The 21,584-nt window shown below is 46.5% G+C and carries 19 protein-coding genes and 1 other annotated feature; of the genes, 17 read left to right on the plus strand and 2 right to left on the minus strand.

The window, feature by feature from the left end; translation table 11 throughout:
- Window positions 1-67: 67 nt before the first annotated feature.
- From V6D41_RS10375 to V6D41_RS10415, 9 genes are all read left to right on the plus strand, one after another.
- On the plus strand, window positions 68-973 hold the full coding sequence (locus tag V6D41_RS10375; protein WP_333518143.1) for an ABC transporter ATP-binding protein: 906 nt from the start codon (window positions 68-70) through the stop codon (window positions 971-973).
- The gene (locus V6D41_RS10380) at window positions 974-1,711 is read left to right on the plus strand and encodes an ABC transporter permease (RefSeq protein ID WP_333518144.1); all 738 of its coding nucleotides are present in this window, start codon (window positions 974-976) and stop codon (window positions 1,709-1,711) included.
- A 3-nt stretch (window positions 1,712-1,714) separates the two neighbouring features.
- Window positions 1,715-2,830, plus strand: coding sequence for a sensor histidine kinase (locus tag V6D41_RS10385; RefSeq protein ID WP_333518145.1), 1,116 nt, complete (start codon window positions 1,715-1,717; stop codon window positions 2,828-2,830).
- Between the two features lie 16 nt (window positions 2,831-2,846).
- Window positions 2,847-3,449, plus strand: coding sequence for a two-component system response regulator YvfU (yvfU, locus tag V6D41_RS10390; protein WP_087993490.1), 603 nt, complete (start codon window positions 2,847-2,849; stop codon window positions 3,447-3,449).
- Between the two features lie 186 nt (window positions 3,450-3,635).
- On the plus strand, window positions 3,636-4,352 hold the full coding sequence (gene lutA / locus V6D41_RS10395) for a lactate utilization iron-sulfur protein LutA (protein WP_148962744.1): 717 nt from the start codon (window positions 3,636-3,638) through the stop codon (window positions 4,350-4,352).
- A gap of 25 nt (window positions 4,353-4,377) precedes the next feature.
- The gene (lutB, locus tag V6D41_RS10400) at window positions 4,378-5,817 is read left to right on the plus strand and encodes a lactate utilization iron-sulfur protein LutB (protein ID WP_333518146.1); all 1,440 of its coding nucleotides are present in this window, start codon (window positions 4,378-4,380) and stop codon (window positions 5,815-5,817) included.
- Entirely contained in the window at window positions 5,817-6,539 is a 723-nt protein-coding gene (gene lutC, locus V6D41_RS10405; protein ID WP_333518147.1) for a lactate utilization protein LutC, read from the plus strand. The genes lutB and lutC overlap by 1 nt, the downstream gene beginning before the upstream one ends.
- 226 nt (window positions 6,540-6,765) lie before the next feature.
- Entirely contained in the window at window positions 6,766-7,800 is a 1,035-nt protein-coding gene (locus V6D41_RS10410; protein ID WP_333518148.1) for a glycosyl hydrolase family 18 protein, read from the plus strand.
- Window positions 7,801-7,897: 97 nt separating this feature from the next.
- Window positions 7,898-8,132: a binding site (T-box leader), on the plus strand.
- Between the two features lie 63 nt (window positions 8,133-8,195).
- Window positions 8,196-9,539, plus strand: coding sequence for an amino acid permease (locus tag V6D41_RS10415; RefSeq protein ID WP_148962748.1), 1,344 nt, complete (start codon window positions 8,196-8,198; stop codon window positions 9,537-9,539).
- A 38-nt stretch (window positions 9,540-9,577) separates the two neighbouring features.
- Here V6D41_RS10415 and V6D41_RS10420 read toward each other — a convergent pair whose 3' ends face one another.
- Entirely contained in the window at window positions 9,578-10,495 is a 918-nt protein-coding gene (locus V6D41_RS10420) for a DMT family transporter (RefSeq protein WP_333518149.1), read from the minus strand.
- Window positions 10,496-10,593: 98 nt separating this feature from the next.
- Here V6D41_RS10420 and V6D41_RS10425 point away from each other — a divergent pair, with 98 nt between their 5' ends.
- Together V6D41_RS10425 and V6D41_RS10430 are read left to right on the plus strand one after the other, a co-directional pair.
- A complete protein-coding gene (locus V6D41_RS10425; protein ID WP_333518150.1) occupies window positions 10,594-11,472 on the plus strand; it encodes a LysR family transcriptional regulator in 879 nt (292 codons plus the stop codon).
- A gap of 155 nt (window positions 11,473-11,627) precedes the next feature.
- A complete protein-coding gene (locus tag V6D41_RS10430; RefSeq protein WP_333518151.1) occupies window positions 11,628-12,638 on the plus strand; it encodes an LLM class flavin-dependent oxidoreductase in 1,011 nt (336 codons plus the stop codon).
- Window positions 12,639-12,684: 46 nt separating this feature from the next.
- On the opposite strand, the gene araR is transcribed toward V6D41_RS10430, so the two are convergent.
- Entirely contained in the window at window positions 12,685-13,773 is a 1,089-nt protein-coding gene (gene araR / locus V6D41_RS10435; protein WP_333518152.1) for an arabinose utilization transcriptional regulator AraR, read from the minus strand.
- Window positions 13,774-13,976: 203 nt separating this feature from the next.
- Here araR and araE point away from each other — a divergent pair, with 203 nt between their 5' ends.
- From araE to gpmI, 6 genes are all read left to right on the plus strand, one after another.
- Complete coding sequence (gene araE / locus V6D41_RS10440) at window positions 13,977-15,371, plus strand: arabinose-proton symporter AraE (RefSeq protein WP_333518153.1); 1,395 nt, start codon at window positions 13,977-13,979, stop codon at window positions 15,369-15,371.
- 299 nt (window positions 15,372-15,670) lie between these two features.
- Window positions 15,671-16,693 (plus strand): gapA transcriptional regulator CggR, encoded by a 1,023-nt coding sequence (gene cggR, locus V6D41_RS10445; RefSeq protein ID WP_333518154.1) that lies wholly within the window; start codon window positions 15,671-15,673, stop codon window positions 16,691-16,693.
- A gap of 47 nt (window positions 16,694-16,740) precedes the next feature.
- A complete protein-coding gene (gene gap / locus V6D41_RS10450) occupies window positions 16,741-17,748 on the plus strand; it encodes a type I glyceraldehyde-3-phosphate dehydrogenase (protein ID WP_087993478.1) in 1,008 nt (335 codons plus the stop codon).
- Between the two features lie 317 nt (window positions 17,749-18,065).
- Window positions 18,066-19,250, plus strand: coding sequence for a phosphoglycerate kinase (locus V6D41_RS10455; protein ID WP_148962756.1), 1,185 nt, complete (start codon window positions 18,066-18,068; stop codon window positions 19,248-19,250).
- 30 nt (window positions 19,251-19,280) lie between these two features.
- On the plus strand, window positions 19,281-20,042 hold the full coding sequence (gene tpiA, locus V6D41_RS10460) for a triose-phosphate isomerase (RefSeq protein WP_148962757.1): 762 nt from the start codon (window positions 19,281-19,283) through the stop codon (window positions 20,040-20,042).
- Window positions 20,035-21,570 carry a 2,3-bisphosphoglycerate-independent phosphoglycerate mutase gene (gpmI, locus tag V6D41_RS10465; protein WP_148962758.1) on the plus strand — a complete coding sequence of 512 codons (1,536 nt, stop codon included), beginning with the start codon at window positions 20,035-20,037 and terminating at the stop codon, window positions 21,568-21,570. Before tpiA ends, gpmI begins: the two co-directional genes overlap by 8 nt.
- Window positions 21,571-21,584: the final 14 nt, after the last annotated feature.

A 21,584-nucleotide genomic window follows, 5' to 3' on the forward strand; every position in this document is an offset into this window, starting at 1 on the left:
ACACCTCATACTAACATCATCTTCTCCGTCATTTTACAATCATTATAAGCTATCAGGAGGTGTTCATGTGATGAATGAGGCAGTATCAGTAAGCAATGTGATAAAACAATTCCAGCAAAAAACAGCTGTAAACAACATCAGCTTCAGCATTAAAAAAGGAGAAATTGCAGCCATTCTCGGTCCGAATGGGGCAGGGAAGACGACCGTTATCTCCATGATATTAGGATTGCTGAAACCAAGCGAGGGAGACATCAAACTATTTAACCGGGTTCCCGATGATCAACAGGTGCGGGAAAAAATAGGGGTGATGCTGCAGGAAGTGAGCGTCATGCCTGGTCTGAAGGTGTATGAAATCCTCGATCTCTTCCGAAGCTATTATCCAAATCCATTGTCTATGAAAGAACTCGTTTCGTTAACAGCACTCACAAAAGAAGACTTGAAAACGAGGGCAGAAAAATTATCCGGCGGACAAAAACGCCGTTTGAGCTTTGCTTTGTCACTTGTCGGGAACCCGGAGCTGCTCATATTCGATGAACCGACAGTCGGAATGGACACATCATCAAGACATCGATTCTGGCAGACCATACATGGGCTCGCGGACCAAGGAAAAACAATTATTTTTTCAACCCATTATTTACAGGAAGCAGATGATGCCGCGCAGCGAATCTTATTTTTTGCTGACGGACGGCTTGTGGCGGACGACTCGCCAATGCAAATCCGCTCAAGGATCCAAAAACAGTCTGTTTCCTTTACGCTGCATTCAGATGAATCATTGGAAAAGCTGTCTCGTCATCCGATCGTAGAGCGAGTGATCCAAAAGCAACAGAGAACCATCATCCAAACATCAAATACAGACAAAGTGTTAGCACTGATTTTTCAAGAAAACATACAAGCATGCGATATTCGAATTGAGCAAGGAACGCTCGATGAGGCATTTCGCCAGCTGGCTGACGGAAATAGGGAGGCGATGTGAGTGAATATGCTGCAAAAGCAAAGCGCAGCCGAAATGAAAAGGGTGCTTCGGAATAAGTATTTTGTGTTTTGGTCTCTGATGATGCCGATTGCCTTTTATTATCTCTTTACTAATGTAGTGAATACGGACGCCCCTGATCAACGTGCATGGGACGCTCATTACTTAATGTCAATGACAGTCTTCAGCGTAATGGGATCCTCTATCATGACGCTTGGAATCCGTATGGTTCAAGAACGGTCGCAAGGCTGGACTGCCTTTATCCGCATTACGCCTCTTCCGGATCATATCTATTTATCAGCTCAGATGATCGGTCAAAGTGTGATTCACATCTTATCTATTACCGTCATTTTTCTTTGCGGCGCAATTATCAATGACATCGACTTGTCCCCGTTTGAATGGATCATGAGCGGACTGTGGGTTTTGTTTGGCGCATTGCCGTTTTTAGCATTAGGCACACTAATCGGCCTTATGAGAAAAGTAGAAACAGCAGCCGGAATCAGTAATGTGTTTTACATGCTGCTGGCTTTAGGCGGAGGCATGTGGATGCCGTTTGAGGTTATGCCTGAGATGATGCAGAACATTGGCCGGTGGCTTCCATCTTATCACTTCGGGAACGGAGCGTGGGAACTTGTCCGGGGCGGGGGTCCGTCATGGGAAAATATTCTGATACTAATCGCTTATTTGATGCTCTTCATGCTACTATCTAAGTATATAAGAAGAAAACAAGAAGCGGTGTAATACATGAAAATCTTAAGATCCATATTCCCTAAGCAATTCGGGTTTTTCCCTTATATCTTTCTGGTGTATACCATCATGCCGTTTCTTTCTTTATTGAGAGAAACAGGCGTCAAACAGGTGATTGGATATGGCATGCTGCTCTTTTTTGTCATAGCCTATCGCCAGTTGTTTTGCAATGTGGGCAGAGCTTCGTTTACGTATTGGCTTATCGTGCAAATGGCGGTTATTTTCATCTATAGTGTGTTTTACAATATCACCTATATCTATTTAGGGTTTTTTCCGGCAAACTTTGTTGGTTATTACAAAGAGAAAACAAAGTTTAACCGTGCGTTTTGTGGTTTACTCTTCATGTTGGTTTTTCCGTGCTTTTACCAATTTGTCGCGAGTTCAGTCTCGCTCCGGGAGCTTTTTTCAGTTCTCCCGTTTCTCGTCATTATGCTCATTTCTCCCTTCGGAATCCGTTCTTTGTTTCGGAGAATTGAACTCGAAACCAAGCTTGCCCAAGCCAACGAACAGATAAAAGAACTCTCCAAAAGAGAGGAGCGCGTTCGAATCGCCCGTGATCTGCACGATACCCTCGGACATACGCTGTCCCTTCTTACGTTAAAAAGCCAGCTGATTCAGCGGCTGGCAACATCTGATTCAGAACGGACCCGGCTTGAAGCAAAAGAAATGGAAATCAGTTCACGCGCCGCACTCAAGCAGGTTCGTGAGCTTGTTTCTGATATGAGAACGGCCACGATGGCGGAGGAGCTCGCCAACATTCAGCACATATTAAGAACGGGGAACATTACCTTTCAATATGTAGGTGACGAAGACTTTTCAGCAATATCTCCCGTCACGCAAAATATTATCAGCATGTGTATGCGGGAAGCCGTGACCAATATCATCAAGCACAGCAAAGCAACCCACTGCGCCATCACCATTTCTCGGTTTGCTGACAAAATGAGAGTTGTGATACGGGATGACGGAAAGGGAGCGGCAAAGGAGAATACGTTTGGGAATGGCCTGCGGGGAATGGAAGAACGACTGATGCTCATTGAAGGAGGATTAACGCTTTCAGCTCATAACGGAACGGTTTTGACACTGACGATTCCGCTTATTAAAAAAGCAGATTGATAGGAGGACGAAAAGAATGATTCGTCTGTTTATTGCTGAGGACCAGCGAATGCTTTTAGGCGCTCTGGGATCTCTGCTGGATTTAGAAGAGGATATGGAAGTCATCGGACAAGCACTCAACGGGGAAGAAGCGTTAAAAGCCATTCTGAAGCTGGAGCCGGATGTATGCATCATGGACATTGAAATGCCGGTTCGAAGCGGGCTGGATGTGGCAGAGGAATTAATGCAAAAAGGCTGCGGCAGCAAGGTCATTATTTTAACCACTTTTGCCCGTCCCGGATATTTTGAACGCGCCGTCAAAGCCGGCGTACATGGCTATCTGCTGAAAGACGGCGAAATTGACGATCTGGCCGACGCCATCCGAAAGTGTGTAAAGGGAAAACGGGTGTTCAGCCCCGAGCTGACGTTTAATATGATGCGAGACGAAAATCCGCTCACCGTAAGAGAACAAGAAATTCTGCGACTGGCGGCTTTAGGCAAGACAACAAAAGATATTACGCTCGAACTCTATTTATCACAAGGCACAGTCCGAAATTATATTTCAGAAATCATCCAAAAGCTCAATGCGAAAAATCGGACAGAAGCCGCCAGCATCGCTGAGGAAAAGGGCTGGATTTAACCATATGTTTTCAGCATCATGGCACTCCTGAGGGATCAGGGGTGTTTTTATAAGCCCGCAAATGAAATTATACCCAGAAAACCCTTTCCTTCCTTTGTCAGAATAGTGTACGATATTCATATAGTTATTTTAACTCAGGTCATCAGATGACCTGATCATATATTGGGGATGAAAGAGGGGTTCATCATGAAAGTCTCACTTTTTGTCACTTGTCTTGTTGATATGTTTCAAACAAATGTCGGAAAAGCAACGGTGGAACTGCTAGAGCGCCTTGGATGTGAGGTGGATTTTCCGGAGGGGCAGATCTGCTGCGGGCAGCCGGCTTATAACAGCGGCTATGTGAATGACGCCAAAAAAGCAATGAAACGGATGATCGAAACGTTTCAGGATTCCGAATATGTCGTCAGCCCTTCCGGTTCCTGCACGACGATGTTCAGGGAGTATCCGCACCTGTTTCAGAATGATCCGAAATGGGCGGACAAAGCGCAAAAGCTCGCGGATAAAACGTATGAACTGACGGATTTTATCGTGAACGTCCTTGGCGTGGAGGATGTCGGCGCGACCCTTCATACAAAAGCGACCTTACATACGTCGTGCCATATGACGCGACTGCTCGGAGTTCGGGAGGAGCCGATGAAGCTCTTGAGCCAAGTGAAGGGCTTAGAGTTCACAGCGCTTCCGGGCAAACATAACTGCTGCGGATTCGGAGGAACATTCTCCGTCAAAATGGCACAGATTTCTGAGCAGATGGTCGATGAAAAAGTCGCATGCGTGGAGGATACGGGTGCGGAGGTGCTGATCGGCGCTGACTGCGGCTGTTTGATGAATATCGGGGGCCGGCTTGACCGAAAAGACAAGAATGTCAAAGTGATGCACATCGCCGAAGTGCTAAACAGCAGATAAAACTGGATTCAGAGGGGGAAGGATCATGGCGATGAAAATCGGTACTGACGCTTTTAAAGAGCGGGTGTCACAGGGGATTGATAATGAATTTATGAGAGGCGCTGTTTCTGGTGCGCAGGAACGTCTGCGGACACGGCGCCTTGAAGCGGCCGAAGAGCTGGGAAACTGGGAAGACTGGCGCTCCTTATCAGAGGAAATCAGGCAGCATGTCCTTGAAAATCTCGATTTCTATCTCGGCCAGCTTGCCGAAAATGTGGCGAAACGAGGCGGGCATGTTTATTTCGCGGAAACATCGGAAGAGGCGTCTTCTTATATTCGCAACGTCATTCAAAAGAAGAATGGAAAGAAAATCGTAAAATCAAAATCAATGGTTACAGAGGAAATCAATCTGAATGAGGTGCTGGAACAGGAAGGCTGTGAAGTCGTTGAAACCGACCTCGGCGAATATATTTTGCAGATTGATGATCACGATCCGCCGTCACATATCGTAGCGCCCGCCCTTCATAAAAATAAAGAGCAGATACGCGATGTCTTTAAAGAAAGGCTGGACTATCAACATACAGAAAAACCGGAAGAGCTAGTGATGCATGCGCGCGCCATCCTCCGGGAAAAGTTTCTCGAAGCGGATATCGGCATTACCGGCTGCAACTTCGCCATCGCTGATACGGGTTCTGTCAGCCTTGTGACCAATGAAGGAAATGGACGGCTTGTGAGCACCTTGCCGAAAACACAAATCACCGTGATGGGAATGGAGCGGATTGTCCCGTCATTTTCTGAATTTGAAGTGCTTGTCAGCATGCTGACAAGAAGTGCTGTCGGGCAGCGGCTGACAAGTTATATTACAGCACTGACAGGCCCGAAGCTGGAAGGGGAAGTGGACGGGCCGGAGGAATTCCACCTTGTCATTGTTGATAATGGGCGGTCCAACATTCTCGGAACGGAATTCCAGTCTGTGTTGCAATGTATCCGCTGTGCCGCCTGTATCAATGTCTGCCCAGTGTACCGCCATGTCGGCGGACACTCTTACGGCTCAATCTATTCGGGGCCGATCGGAGCGGTTTTATCGCCGCTGCTTGGCGGTTATGACGATTATAAGGAGCTGCCGTACGCATCTACACTGTGCGCGGCTTGTTCAGAAGCCTGCCCGGTCAAAATTCCGCTACATGAGCTGCTCCTCAAGCATCGCCAGAACATCGTCGAAAAAGAAGGCAGGGCGCCGATCAGTGAAAAGCTTGCGATGAAAGCATTTGGACTCGGCGCGTCCTCTTTGCCGCTTTATAAAATGGGCTCAAAATGGGCACCGGCCGCGATGACGCCTTTTACAGAGGGTGAAAAAATGTCGAAAGGGCCCGGCCCGCTCAAAAGCTGGACACAGATCCGCGACTTCCCGGCACCGCATAAATCGAGATTCAGAGACTGGTTTACAGATAGAGAAACAAGTGAACGCACGAAGGAGGAACAGTGATGACGAAGGGAACCGTTCAGAATCAGGAGAGCTTTTTAAACCGGATCGCATCACGCCTTGGCCGTGAAAGAAGAACAGGAGGCGTGGCAGTCCCAGAGTGGGCGCATCAGCCGCAATATCAAACACTTGAAGGATACTCAGCGGATGACTTGGTCACAGTGCTCAAAAACCATTGCGTCAAAATCCATACAGAGCTGATTGAAACGGATTCAACCGGTCTCTGCGATGCCCTGCGCGAGCAAGTCAGCCGGTTTTCCGGAGGCCCTGTTATCATTCCAAAGGACCCCCGCTTTGAAGCATACGGGCTAAAAAGCCTGCTCACCAAAGACTGGCCGAGCGATGGAACGCCGGTCTGGGAGTGGGATGCTGACAAAGGCGAAGAAAATATCAAAAAAGCGGAGCAAGCTAATGTAGGAATTACATTCAGTGAAATCACACTGGCCGAGTCGGGGACGGTTGTCCTCTTCTCCTCAAAAGATATCGGCCGGTCTGTCAGCCTTCTGCCGACGACCTACATTGCGATTGTGCCAAAATCAAGCATTGTGCCGAGAATGACGCAAGCCAGTGATATCATCCGCCAAAACATTGCGGACGGCGCCACTGTCCCCTCCTGCGTCAACTACATTACCGGACCGAGCAACTCAGCCGATATCGAAATGGATTTGGTCGTCGGGGTGCACGGACCTGTAAAAGCAGCATACATTCTCGTCTCTGACCGCTAACCTCAGAAAGCCCGGCCATATGCCGGGCTTCCAGCGTGTCGACAAACCCTCGCATTCGTTGTCAGGCAGCGTCCTGCTCAAACGCCCCTGTCACCGCAACCTGCGGAAGTCTGCTCCAATGCTCATCCTTCCTAGACTTCAAAGGTTTTCAATCGCGCTGAAAAAACTTCAACTTCCAATTGTTTGGCCGATGAGAAGAGTATGAATTGAAAAAGGAGGAAATGCGATGAAAAAATGGCTGATCGCAGCTGTTTCACTGGCGATTGCGATCATTCTGTTTATGTATTCAAACGCAGAAGCGAAAGCCGCTGGCATGACATTAGGCTACACAACTGGGGATACGGACTCATACAATTCTCTTGTGAAATATCATACATACATGAATTCGATCGCCACAGATACGTTTGCGTTTGAAAAAAACGGACACATCATTGGCGATGCCCCAAGCAAGCAGCTGACATATGCGAAAAAGAAAAAAATCAAGACATGGGCGGTCATCTCAAACTATAATGACACGATTTACGATTTTGACGGAGACTTAGCGAGCCGGGTCATGGGTAATAAAACAGCGAAAAAACGATTCACAGATCAGCTGATAGCACTGGCTAAAAAGCATTCATACTACGGTATCAATATCGATTTTGAAGCGGTGAATCCAGAAGACCGGTCCACATATTCACGCTTCATACAAGATGTCTCACAGGCGCTGAAAAAGAAACAGATCAAAACAATGGTTTCCGTTCCGGCCAAAAGCGCCGATGATCAAAACGATGACTGGAGCTGGCCGTATGATTATGCGAAAATCGGTCAATATGCCGATTATGTGCAAGTCATGACTTACGACGAACACGGCATTTGGGGCGAGCCGGGATCGGTGGCGAGCACAGGCTGGATCAAAAGCTCTCTGCAGTTTTCAGCCAAAAAGATCAAAGCCAATAAAGTCATCATGGGAATCCCTGCGTACGGCTATGACTGGGATGTGAAAGACGGAAGCGGCAGCACAATGAGAGCATGGAATGAACTCAAGCCCCTGATCAAAAAGCAGAAAGCAAAGCCGATATTCAACAAAAAATCAGGTTCGATGACGTTTTCTTACATTGACAAAAAGAAGCATAAACATGTCGTGTGGTATGAAAATGAAAAAACCGTCCAAACGAAAAGCCATCTGGCAAAGCAATACAAAATAGCAGGTGTCTCAGTCTATGCATTAGGAAACGAGTCAGAATCCTTTTGGAAAGCCATTCAAAAAGGGGTAAAATAACCATTTCTTTTTTCTCTGAGGTTATTGACAGGGAAAAAAGAAGCACGTATATTATGTTAGTATATTCAGAACATAAAATTTCAGTTTTTCAGAAAACGAAAACACATAGATTGGGAGTAGTAAAAGAATTAATCAGAAAAGAGAGCTGCGGGGCGGTGGGACGCAGCCTGATTTTTCTTTGAACTCGCCCGGGAGTGGTAAGACGAAACGGAATAGATTGAATATTCCTCATGTTTTAACGGCTAACCTTCGTTACAGGTCAAAAGCTGGATTCTTCATAAAGAATCAACAAGAGTGGTACCGCGGTCAGCCTAAGGCTCGTCGTCTCTTTATCTATTGGATAAGAGGCGGCGGGCTTTTTTGTTTTTGAAAACGAGAAGGAGAGGTAGTAGAGGATGAAAAAGGACAATCAGACGTTAAAGCGCACGATGACGTCCCGCCATATTATGATGATGGCGCTGGGCGGAGCAATCGGCGCAGGTTTATTTAAAGGGAGCAGTTCGGCGATCGATGTGGCGGGGCCATCTGTCATTATCGCATACCTGCTCGGCGGTATTATTTTGCTGTTTATTATGCAGGGGCTCGCGGAAATGGCTGTGCGCAACCGAAACGCAAGAACCTTCCGGGATCTTGTCCAGCAGGTATTAGGAAATTACGCTGCTTATTTCTTGGACTGGATATACTGGAAAATGTGGGTGCTCAACATTGCGGCTGAAGCTGTTGTCGCTGCGATCTTTATTCAATATTGGCTGCCGGGCTGCCCGATTTGGGTTCTGGCATTAGGGATATCTCTTGTTGTCACGGTTGTGAATTTGCTTTCTGTTAAAATCTTTGCCGAAACCGAATATTGGCTGGCGATGATCAAGATTACCGTTATTATTATTTTTATTATATTAGGATTGTTGCTCTTATTTGTATCATTCGGTGATCATACAGCTGCCGGGTTCTCAAACCTGACAGAGCACGGCGGATTTTTCCCGAACGGAGGCACAGGGCTGATTACGGCGATGCTAGTCGTGATCTACTCTTACGGCGGTACAGAAATTATTGGTGTAACGCTTGCTGAGACAAAAAATCCTGAAAAGGTTGTCCCGAAAGCTGTCCGCAGCACTCTGACACGGATTGTCGCGTTCTATCTGCTGCCGTTTTTTATCATTGTCAGCCTGATTCCATGGAATCAAGTCAATTCCGTTCCGGAAAGTCCTTTCGTCATGGTCTTTAAAATGGTAGGCATTCCGGGTGCGGATCATATCATGAACGCAGTCATCCTGCTTGCGATCATTTCTTCAATGAATTCAGGTTTATACGGCTCGTCCCGCATTTTGTATACACAGGCAAGTGACGGAAGGCTCCCGAAAATCTTTTCGAAACTTTCATCGAAAAACGTACCGATGTTTGCGATTCTGATGTGCACTTCCTCCCTATATATTGGCGTATTGATTTCTCTGTTTGCGGGAAGCCAAACGTTTGATTACTTAATGGGGTCATTGGGATATACCGTATTATTCATCTGGCTGATCATCGGATTCGCCCATTTGAAATCAAGAAAACACCAAACAGAAACACCGGCTTATTATGTAAAGTTGTTCCCATACACGACATGGTTTGCGATTCTGGCATTACTCGCTATTCTGATTGGAGTCATTATGACAACGTCAATTGTGATGACCAGCATTACTGCGGCGATCTATCTTTTGATTACGGTTGTGTATTTGATCAAAGGACGCAAGCATCAGTAAATAAGAAACCTCTTGTCACATCCGACAAGAGGTTTTTACTATTGTGCAGCCTTCTCTTTTACACCAATCGCCGCCGCTTTCTGTGCTTTTGATTTTGAATTCACGAGGCAGATACTCGTTACAATCAGCAGCAGCCCCGCCAAGAGGCTTAAGGTCAGCGGTTCATGCAGGAAAATGGAGCTGGCCACGATCGAAATGAGCGGAATCAAAAAAGTGTAGGAAGCGACCTTGCTTGCTTCCCCTGAACCGACAAGCGTAAAAAAGACAAGCCAGCCGAGTGCGATAACGAAGACAGAGATGAACAACAGGCTGGTGATAAACGGAACTGTCCATTGAATCGCCGCAAAGCTTTCTGTCGAAAATCCGGATAAAAGCAGAAACACGCTTCCGATCGTCAGCTGCAAAGCGACCATCCAGATGGAATCGACGCGGCTGCCTGTTTTTTTCATAAATACTGTTCCTAGCGCCCAGCTGAGTGCGGAGCCGAGGGCCAGCAGAACCCCAATGACAGAAATATGCCCGCCAAAGCCCGCGGCGCTGATGACGGCTACTCCCGCAAAACCGAGGATCAGCCCGATCACTTTCATGGCAAACATCGATTCACCGAGCCACAGCCAAGAAAACACGCCCATCAATACCGGCTGAAAGAAGACGATTGCGGAAAACAGGCCGGCCGGAAGGTAATTCAGCCCGATCGTTTGCAGCCCATAGAATAACGTAATATTTAAAAGTGCAGAAACAAGATAAATCGGCCACGTTTCTTTAAAACGCAATTTATGAATACGCGGCAGTGCGACAATGACTAATAAAAGCCCGCCAATCAGCATCCGGATGCCCGCGAACAATAGCGGAGGCGAATAGGCGAGCGCTGCTTTGGACAGCGGCCAATTGATGCCCCACATGATGACGAGAAAGGCGAGCAGGAGCGCTGTCCGCGTTTTTGAGAGCTGTTTCACTTTTTCAATCACTCCTTGTAGAACTTTTCCATTATGATACTGTAGAATATAAGATAAATAAAATGAATCTTTTTTATAAGGAGCATAAGTAAATTGTTATGACTATTACACAATTAAGGGTTTTCGTGAAAATAGCTGAAACGGGAAGCTTTACAAAAGCGGGGCAGGCGCTGAACATGACACAGCCGGCTGTCAGCCATGCGATTTCTGCGATTGAAGCTGAACTTGACGTAAAGCTGATCATCCGTGACCGCCGGAATGGCCTGATGCTGACCGAGACAGGGAAAAAGATCTTAGTCCACATCAGGGAAGTCTTGAAAGGCGTTGAAAAAGTTGAGCAAGTCGCAGCCGCGGAAAAAGGGCTAGAACTGGGAACGGTCCATATCGGCACATTCTCAACTGCCTCGGCTTATTTTATGCCGAAGCTGATCAGTGAGTTTAAACAAAAATACCCGAAACTGGAGCTCGTGCTGCACGAGGGAACTGTAAATGAAGTCAAGGAGTGGCTTCACACGCGGATGATAGATGTCGGCATTCTTCTGTATCCAACGGAGGAGATGGAGTACATTCATCTGAAAAAAGACAAAATGGCCGTCGTGCTCAGGGATGATCACCCGCTTTGCAGCCGTTCAGCCATTACGCTGAAAGATCTTGATCATGAACCGATGATCGTCTGTGACGGCGGCTATGAATCGCCTTTTAACCATATGTTCAGGCAGGCGGATGCTACGCTGAACGCCGCTTTCACAGTCTATAACATGAACACCTCGATCAGTATGGTCAGAGAAGGATTGGGCCTGGCGATTTTATCAGAAATGTCCATGTCGGGCATGCCGCTGCCGGAGCATGTGGTGACGCGGGATCTGGACCCGCAGGTATACCGTGATGTGCAGCTTGCTGTTCCGTCGCTAAAGGAGGCTTCTCTAGCGGCTAAACTATTCATTGATATGGCCCAGAACCTGTTTGGGGCAGAATAACGGGGCAAACCGTTCGTTTTAAATTGTTCGAATTTCATCGAATCAAATTCTTTTATTCCTGAAAGCAGTTGTGTTATGGTGTGAGAGAAGTCCTTTCATTCATACTTGACAGCTTGAGGCTGTTTACTGATAACACATTTGCAAAGGAGAACAATATGTCTAACAACCAACGCAAAGATACCTTGCTTTCTGTCTTGAATTTATCTCCGGTTGTTCAGGGAGGAACGGTTGCTGAATCATTCCGAAACAGCATGGACTTGGCGCGCCGTGCGGAGGAATGGGGCTATCATCGCTACTGGCTCGCTGAGCATCATAATATAGAAGGTGTCGCAAGCTCTGCCACCGCGGTACTGATCGGCCATATTGCCGGCGGCACAAAGAAAATCCGTGTCGGTTCCGGCGGCATTATGCTGCCGAACCACTCTTCTCTAGTGATTGCCGAGCAATTCGGCACACTGGAAACGCTGTATCCCGGGCGGATTGATCTGGGGCTCGGACGTGCTCCGGGAACAGACCAATTGACAGCAAGAGCGCTTCGCAGAAACATCAACAGCGGTGAAGATTTTCCAGAACAATTAGAGGAACTGCGCAATTACTTTAAACCATTAGGAAATGTGCGGAATCAAGTCCGCGCCATTCCGGGAGAGGGCATAGATGTGCCGATTTGGCTGCTGGGCTCAAGCGGCTTCAGTGCCCGTCTCGCAGGCGAACTAGGCCTTCCGTTTGCATTCGCGGCTCATTTCTCGCCGGCGAATACAGTTCCAGCTTTAGAGCTGTACCGCAATTCGTTTACGCCGTCAAAAGTGCTTGATGAACCGTATGCAATGGTAGGCGTCACCATTATCGCGGCAGATACAAACGAGAAAGCGCAGCACCTTGCGACTTCACATTATCAAAGATTTCTCGATCTCGTCCGCGGCACGCCGAACCAGTTGAAGCCGCCTGTAGAAGACATGGATCAAATCTGGAGTCCGTATGAAAAAGCGATGGTCAATGAACAGCTGAGCTCGACGATTGTCGGCGGTCCGGAAGAAGTGAAGGCGAAGCTTGAAGACTTTGTCAGAACGACACAGGCTGATGAAATTATGGTCAACTCAGAAACCTATGAACACGCAGACAGAATGCGTTCGTTTGAAATCATCGCAGACGTTTGGAAAAACAGATAACAGCCATAAAAAAAGCAATGCAGCGGGAGACCCGTACATTGCTTTTTTATTCACTCCGTTTTCTGGCCGACTGGCGAACGACCAGCTCAGGCTCAAATATGACATCCTCTTGCTTCGGCTTTTTATGTTCTAAGCAGTCAATGACATATTTCGCAGCCGCTTTTCCTAGCACGGATTTTGGATGCTTCACAGAGGTTAATTTCACCTCGGAGATTTGCGCGAAATGGGAATCATCATATCCGACGATGGACATATCCTCCGGCACCTTGATATCCATTTCCCTAAGCATATCAATCACTTTCAGCGCAATTTCATCATTATAGCAAAGAATAGCAGTCGGCATGTTTTTGCTGTTTTTCTCCAGCGTCTCTTTCACTTTCTCCAGCAGCTTCGATTCCTTTTCCTCGGTCGTAAATGTCACGATCATATCCGGTGAAGGGAATAACTCACGCTCCCGGTGCGCCTGTATAAACCCGTTCATCCGCTTCACACCTTGTGTGTCATCAGCTTTGAAAATACCCATCATATGCGTGTGGTCGAGAGTAAGCAAGTGATCCGCCGCCATCATGCCGCCTTTCACATCATCCAAGGTAAAACTCGGTGCGGCAAGCTCGGCGTATGACGCGTTAATCATCGCAAAAGGAATGCCGTTTTTCTCTAAATTCAGATAGTAGCCGATATTGGGGGTTTGCAGGGCGCTTTTTGTCGGTTCCACAATAAGTCCGTCAATATGCTGTGACAGCAGATTTTCTAATCCTCTTCGTTCATTGTCCGGATTGTTGTTTGTGCTTGTCAAAAGCATAGAATATCCTTGCTCGCTTAAATAAGACTCGATTCCTCTAATGATGCTCGGGAAAATATAGTCTGATATGTAGGTTGTCAGAACGCCAATCGTTTTATTGGAATGCAGCGCTGACTTAGCAGAGCGTGAAGCGACAAAGGTTCCTCCGCCTTGCACGCTGTAAAGCAGACCTTGTGATACGAGGTCTCCGATCGCTTTGCGAATGGTGTGCCGGCTGACGCCGAATTGCTGCATTAATTCGTTTTCGGTAGGGATCTTTTCATCGGGCAGAATTTTGCCTTGATTAATCCATGAACTGATTTCTTCTTTTACTTGGGCGTATTTTGGTAACATATCTATTCCTCCAAAATGTATACGGACAAATTTTAGTATATCACAGCGTTCTTTGTAATAAAACATTGACAGAAAATACAAACAAGATTATTCTATATTTGTACGTACTAATTAAATGGAATTTTCGTTAAATTTTAATATAAGTACGTACAATTACAGAAGTAAATGTAAACGCTTTACTTAACATTCGGGAGGGCAGGGAAATGAAGAATACTCCAACTCAATTAGAACCAATTGCTCCTGTAACAAGAGGCCATTCAATGGGATTTGTCATTTTAATCTCATGCGCGGCGGGACTTGGCGGCTTACTGTACGGCTATGACACGGCAGTGATTTCAGGCGCCATCGGTTTTCTGAAAGATTTATACAGCCTCACTCCGTTTATGGAAGGACTCGTGATTTCCAGCATTATGATCGGAGGAGTTGCGGGCGTCGGGATATCCGGATTTTTAAGCGACAGGTTCGGCCGGAGAAAAATTTTAATGACAGCTGCTTTGTTATTTGCGATATCAGCCATCGTTTCAGCGTTATCACAAGACGTATCGACCTTAATCATTGCAAGGGTTATCGGAGGCCTCGGAATAGGGATGGGCTCATCACTCTCTGTTACGTATATTACAGAAGCGGCGCCGCCTGCCATACGCGGAAGCCTTTCTTCCTTATATCAGCTCTTTACGATATTGGGTATTTCCGCTACGTACTTTATTAATCTCGCTGTGCAGCGGTCCGGAACATACGAATGGGGCGTGCACACCGGCTGGAGATGGATGCTCGCTTATGGGATGGTGCCGTCCGTGATCTTTTTCCTCGTATTGCTCGTCGTGCCGGAAAGTCCGAGATGGCTGGCGAAAGCGGGCAAAACAACAGAAGCGTTAAAGATACTGACACGTATTAATGGAGAAACAGTCGCAAAAGAAGAATTAAAGAACATTGAGAACTCTTTAAAAATAGAACAAATGGGGTCGCTGTCTCAGCTGTTCAAGCCGGGTCTCAGAAAGGCGCTTGTCATTGGAATCCTGCTGGCGTTGTTTAACCAAGTCATCGGCATGAACGCGATTACTTACTACGGGCCGGAAATCTTTAAAATGATGGGATACGGGCAAAACGCCGGATTTGTGGCAACCTGTATCGTCGGTGTTGTAGAAGTTATTTTTACCGTTATTGCGGTGTTGTTGATTGATAAAGTCGGACGAAAAAAATTGATGTCCATCGGATCTGCTTTTATGGCTATTTTTATGATCTTAATCGGAACGTCGTTCTACTTTCAGTTAACAAGCGGACTTATGCTGATCTTCTTTATTTTAGGTTTTGTGGCGGCATTTTGTGTATCTGTAGGGCCGATCACATGGATTATGATTTCTGAAATCTTCCCGAACCATCTGCGTGCGCGGGCCGCAGGTATTGCGACCATCTTTTTATGGGGAGCAAACTGGGCGATCGGACAGTTTGTGCCGATGATGATCGACTCATTCGGACTCGCCTATACATTCTGGATCTTTGCGGTGATTAACATCCTTTGCTTCCTGTTTGTCGTTACGATCTGCCCGGAAACGAAGAACAAATCGCTCGAAGAAATTGAAAAGCTCTGGATAAAATGAAAACGCTTTAAAGAATCAGGCCCTTTCGATTGGAAGGGCTGTTTATGTTGGGATGCACCTTTTGCCGTTTTCTGTATAAGATAAAGATATATAGGAAAAAATATAGCTGGATAAACACCGCTGCATGAAAACTCTGCGAATATTGTCGATGAATTAGCTCTTAACAGTTGAATAAACAATTCCACCCTGTTAAAATAATTAAAGAAAGCAGAAGTAATTTTTTTTTGGCTATGATGGGACGTTTTTTGTCATAGCGGGACATATAATGTCCAGCAAAAAAAGGAAGGAACGTTTGAGTCATGAACCAGTTAATACAAGCTCAAAAAAAATTATTGCCTGATCTTCTGCTCATTATGCAAAAGAGGTTTGAAATCTTGCAGTATATCAGGCTGACGGAACCCATCGGGCGAAGAAGCCTGTCTGCCAGTCTCGGGATCAGCGAGCGTGTGTTGAGGGGCGAGGTTCAGTTTTTAAAGGAACAGAACCTGGTCGATATTAAAACAAACGGCATGACCTTGACAGAAGAGGGCTATGAACTGCTTTCGGTTTTGGAAGATACGATGAAAGATGTTTTAGGTTTGACTCTTTTGGAAAAGACATTAAAAGAACGTTTAAATCTTAAGGATGCCATTATCGTGTCCGGTGACAGTGATCAATCCCCATGGGTCAAAAAAGAAATGGGAAGAGCAGCTGTCGCATGTATGAAAAAAAGATTTTCAGGCAAAAATATCGTCGCTGTAACTGGCGGTACGACAATTGAAGCTGTCGCCGAAATGATGACGCCGGATTCTAAAAACCGCGAGCTTTTGTTTGTGCCTGCAAGAGGCGGTTTAGGCGAAGACGTGAAAAACCAGGCGAACACCATATGCGCGCATATGGCGGAAAAGGCTTCAGGCACTTACCGGCTTTTGTTTGTTCCGGGACAGCTGTCAAAAGGCGCCTATTCATCTATTATTGAAGAGCCTTCTGTCAAAGAGGTGCTGAACACGATCAAATCGGCGAGTATGCTGGTTCACGGAATCGGTGAAGCTAAAACGATGGCTCAGCGGAGAAACACACCTTTAGAAGACTTAAAGAAAATAGATGATAACGACGCTGTCACAGAAGCGTTTGGCTACTATTTTAACGCGGACGGCGAAGTGGTCCACAAAGTGCATTCTGTCGGAATGCAGCTGGATGACATAGACGCCATCCCCGATATTATTGCGGTAGCGGGCGGATCATCAAAAGCCGGGGCGATCGAGGCTTACTTTAAAAAGCCCCGCGACACGGTTCTCGTCACAGACGAAGGGGCCGCAAAGAAGTTATTAAGGGATGAATAATCCCTCAATATAAATATCTCTCACTTATTTAAAGGAGGAAACAAATCATGGCAGTAAAAGTCGGTATTAACGGTTTTGGTCGTATTGGACGTAACGTATTCCGCGCAGCATTAAAAAATCCTGAAGTTGAGGTAGTAGCGGTTAACGATTTAACAGATGCTAATATGCTGGCTCACCTTTTACAATATGATTCTGTACACGGAAAATTAGACGCTGAAGTTTCAGTTGACGGTAACAACCTTGTTGTTAACGGCAAAACAATTGAAGTTTCTGCAGAACGCGATCCTGCTAAACTTAGCTGGGGCAAACAAGGCGTTGAAATCGTAGTTGAATCTACTGGTTTCTTCACAAAACGCGCAGACGCTGCGAAACACTTAGAAGCTGGCGCGAAAAAAGTAATCATCTCTGCTCCTGCTAACGAAGAAGATATCACAATCGTTATGGGTGTTAACGAAGATAAATACGATGCGGCTAACCACGATGTTATCTCTAACGCATCTTGCACAACAAACTGCCTTGCGCCGTTTGCAAAAGTACTTAACGATAAATTCGGCATCAAACGCGGTATGATGACAACTGTTCACTCTTACACGAACGATCAGCAAATCCTTGATCTTCCGCACAAAGACTACCGTCGTGCGCGTGCAGCAGCTGAAAACATCATCCCAACATCAACTGGTGCTGCTAAAGCAGTTTCTCTAGTTCTTCCTGAACTAAAAGGCAAACTGAACGGTGGAGCAATGCGTGTTCCAACTCCAAACGTTTCTCTAGTTGACTTGGTTGCTGAACTGAACCAAGAAGTAACAGCTGAAGATGTAAACGCAGCTCTTAAAGAAGCGGCTGAAGGAGATCTTAAAGGAATCCTTGGCTACAGCGAAGAGCCATTAGTTTCTGGCGACTACAACGGAAACAAAAACTCTTCTACAATCGATGCCCTTTCTACAATGGTTATGGAAGGCAGCATGGTAAAAGTAATCTCTTGGTACGATAACGAAAGCGGCTACTCTAACCGCGTTGTTGACCTTGCAGCTTACATCGCAAAAAAAGGTCTTTAATTTATAGCTGAAAAAAGGACCTGACTTGGTTCTTTTGAATAGAAGGGCTATAATGAAAGCGGACAAGGGAAGGGGACGGACTCCCTTTCCCTTTTTCCATGAAGACCGGCTTTCAGAAAACGCTCTGTGACAGAGAAACGGCCGCGTTTTTTGCAGCTTTGCCGGCGCTTTCGCCTAAGGCCGCTGCCCTGGCTTTTAGACGAACTGCCCTGTGCCGAAAAAGACTGTGATCTGCCCTAGCGGAGTTATCGCTTGACCAGACGGTTTCACGTTTTTCGTGCTGTATGCAAACCACTTTGAAGGAGGATCTCCTAGGCATGAATAAGAAAACTCTCAAAGACATCGACGTAAAAGGCAAAGTTGTATTCTGCCGCGTTGACTTTAACGTTCCAATGAAAGACGGGGAAGTAACAGACGATACACGTATCCGTGCTGCGCTTCCAACAATCAAACACCTTGCAGACCAAGGCGCGAAAGTCCTTCTCGCGAGCCACTTAGGCCGCCCGAAAGGCGAAGTGGTTGAGGAGCTTCGTTTAACTCCTGTCGCTGCACGTCTCGGCGAACTGCTTGGCAAAGAAGTGAAAAAAGCGGATGAAGCTTACGGCGATGCTGTAAAAGCACAAGTTTCCGACATGACGGACGGAGACGTTCTTGTATTGGAAAACGTACGCTTCTACCCTGGTGAAGAGAAAAATGATCCTGAGCTTGCAAAAGCATTTGCTGAGCTTGCAGATGTATATGTAAATGACGCATTTGGTGCTGCCCACCGTGCTCACGCATCTACAGCTGGAATTGCCGAGCATCTGCCAGCAGTTGCAGGTTTCTTAATGGAAAAAGAGCTTGATGTACTCGGAAAAGCGGTTTCTAACCCGGACCGCCCGTTCACAGCGATCATCGGCGGAGCGAAAGTAAAAGACAAAATCGGAGTGATCGAAAGTCTTCTTGATAAAGTGGACAACCTGATCATCGGCGGAGGTCTTGCTTATACATTCGTAAAAGCGCTTGGCTATGAAGTCGGTAATTCTCTTCTTGAAGAGGATAAAATCGAGCTTGCGAAGTCATTTATGGACCGCGCGAAAGAAAAAGGCGTGAACTTCTACATGCCTGAAGATGTACTCGTTGCAGATGATTTCTCTAACGATGCAAACGTGAAAATGGTGCCGATCTCTGAAATCCCTAGTGATTTAGAAGCAATCGACATCGGTACGAAAACACGCGAAACGTATGCTGACGTCATTAAAAACAGCAAACTTGTCGTGTGGAACGGACCGATGGGCGTATTCGAAATCGACTTGTTCGCACAAGGAACAAAAGCGGTTGCGGAAGCATTGGCAGAGGCGAAAGATACATACTCTGTCATCGGCGGAGGAGACTCAGCGGCAGCGGTTGAAAAATTCGGCCTTGCTGACAAAATGAGCCACATCTCAACAGGCGGCGGCGCGTCCCTTGAGTTTATGGAAGGCAAAGAGCTTCCAGGGGTAGCTGCACTGAACGATAAATAATCTTAAAACTGCTATAAGGAAGTGGAACAGATGAGAAAACCAATTATCGCCGGTAACTGGAAAATGAACAAAACACTCGGCGAAGCTGTCAGCTTCGTTGAAGAAGTAAAATCTTCCATTCCAGCAGCAGACAAAGCGGAAGCTGTTGTTTGCGCGCCAGCGCTTTTCTTAGAAAAGCTTACTTCTGCCGTTAAAGGCACTGACCTTAAAGTCGGAGCTCAAAACATGCACTTTGAAGAAAGCGGCGCGTTCACAGGAGAAATCAGCCCGGTTGCTCTAAAAGACATTGGCGTTGACTACTGTGTCATCGGCCACTCTGAGCGCCGTGAAATGTTCGCTGAAACTGATGAAACAGTTAACAAAAAAGCACACGCCGCTTTCAAACACGGCATTGTGCCGATCATCTGTGTGGGTGAAACGCTTGAAGAGCGCGAAGCCGGCAAAACAAATGATCTTGTTGCTGACCAAGTGAAAAAAGGCCTTGCTGGTCTTTCAGAAGAACAAGTTGCTGCTTCTGTTATTGCATATGAGCCAATCTGGGCAATCGGAACAGGCAAATCTTCTACAGCGAAAGATGCGAACGACGTGTGTGCGCACATCCGTAAAACCGTCGCTGACAGCTTTAGCCAAGAAATTGCAGACAAGCTTCGCATCCAATATGGCGGAAGCGTAAAGCCTGCAAACATTAAAGAATATATGGCAGAGTCCGATATTGACGGTGCTTTGGTCGGCGGCGCGAGCCTTGAGCCACAGTCATTCGTTCAATTATTGGAGGAAGGTCAATATGAGTAAAAAACCAGCTGCACTCATCATTCTTGATGGGTTCGGATTACGTAACGAAACAGTAGGGAACGCAGTCGCTTTAGCGAAAAAACCGAATTTTGACCGCTACTGGAATCAGTATCCTCATCAAACATTGACTGCTTCAGGTGAGGCTGTAGGCCTTCCAGACGGACAGATGGGGAACTCTGAAGTGGGTCACTTAAATATCGGCGCGGGCCGTATTGTGTATCAAAGTTTAACACGCGTAAATGTTGCCATTCGTGACGGAGAGTTCGAACGCAATCAAACTTTCCTTGACGCGATTAACAACGCGAAAGAAAACAACAAAGCTCTGCACCTGTTCGGCCTTTTATCAGACGGCGGCGTGCACAGCCACATCAATCATTTGTTCGCATTGTTAAAGCTTGCGAAAAATGAAGGGCTGACAAAGGTTTACATCCATGGTTTCCTTGACGGCCGTGATGTTGGTCCGCAAACAGCGAAGACGTACATTAAGCAGCTGAACGAACAAATCGAGGAAATCGGTGTCGGAGAAATCGCCAGCATTTCCGGGCGCTACTACTCAATGGACCGCGACAAACGCTGGGACCGTGTAGAAAAAGCGTACCGCGTAATGGCGTACGGCGAAGGCCCGACCTACCGCAGTGCAATGGATGTTGTTGATGATTCATATGCGAACGGAATCTATGATGAATTCGTGATTCCATCCGTTATCACAAAAGAAAACGGTGAGCCTGTTGCGACAATCCAAGACGGCGACTCTGTGATTTTCTATAATTTCAGACCGGACCGCGCCATCCAGATTTCCAACACGTTCACAAACAAAGACTTCCGTGACTTCGATCGCGGCGAGAATTATCCGAAGAACCTGCATTTCGTCTGCCTGACTCACTTCAGTGAAACAGTTGACGGATATGTAGCGTTTAAACCGATAAATCTTGATAACACAGTCGGAGAAGTATTATCTCAACATGGATTAAAACAGCTTCGAATTGCAGAGACTGAAAAGTATCCGCATGTCACGTTCTTTATGAGCGGCGGCCGTGAAGCTGAATTCCCGGGTGAAGAGCGTATTCTCATCAACTCGCCGAAAGTTGCCACATATGACTTAAAGCCAGAAATGAGTGCGTATGAAGTGAAGGACGCGCTTGTCAAAGAAATTGAAGATGACAAGCATGACGCGATTATTCTTAACTTCGCAAACCCTGATATGGTCGGCCACTCCGGAATGGTTGAACCAACAATTAAAGCAATTGAAGCAGTGGACGAATGCTTAGGCGAAGTCGTTGACGCGATTATCGCTAAAGGCGGACACGCGATCATTACCGCTGATCACGGTAATGCTGACATTCTGATTACTGAATCAGGCGATCCGCACACTGCGCATACGACAAACCCAGTCCCTGTCATTGTGACGAAAGAAGGCATCACGTTGCGTGAAGGCGGAATCCTAGGCGACCTTGCACCAACGTTATTAGACCTTCTCAATGTTGAAAAACCGACAGAAATGACAGGAACATCGTTAATTCAAAAATAATTTGAAATCAAAAG

This window comes from Bacillus sp. 0102A, from assembly GCF_036765155.1.
Lineage (GTDB): Bacteria > Bacillota > Bacilli > Bacillales > Bacillaceae > Bacillus > Bacillus subtilis_G.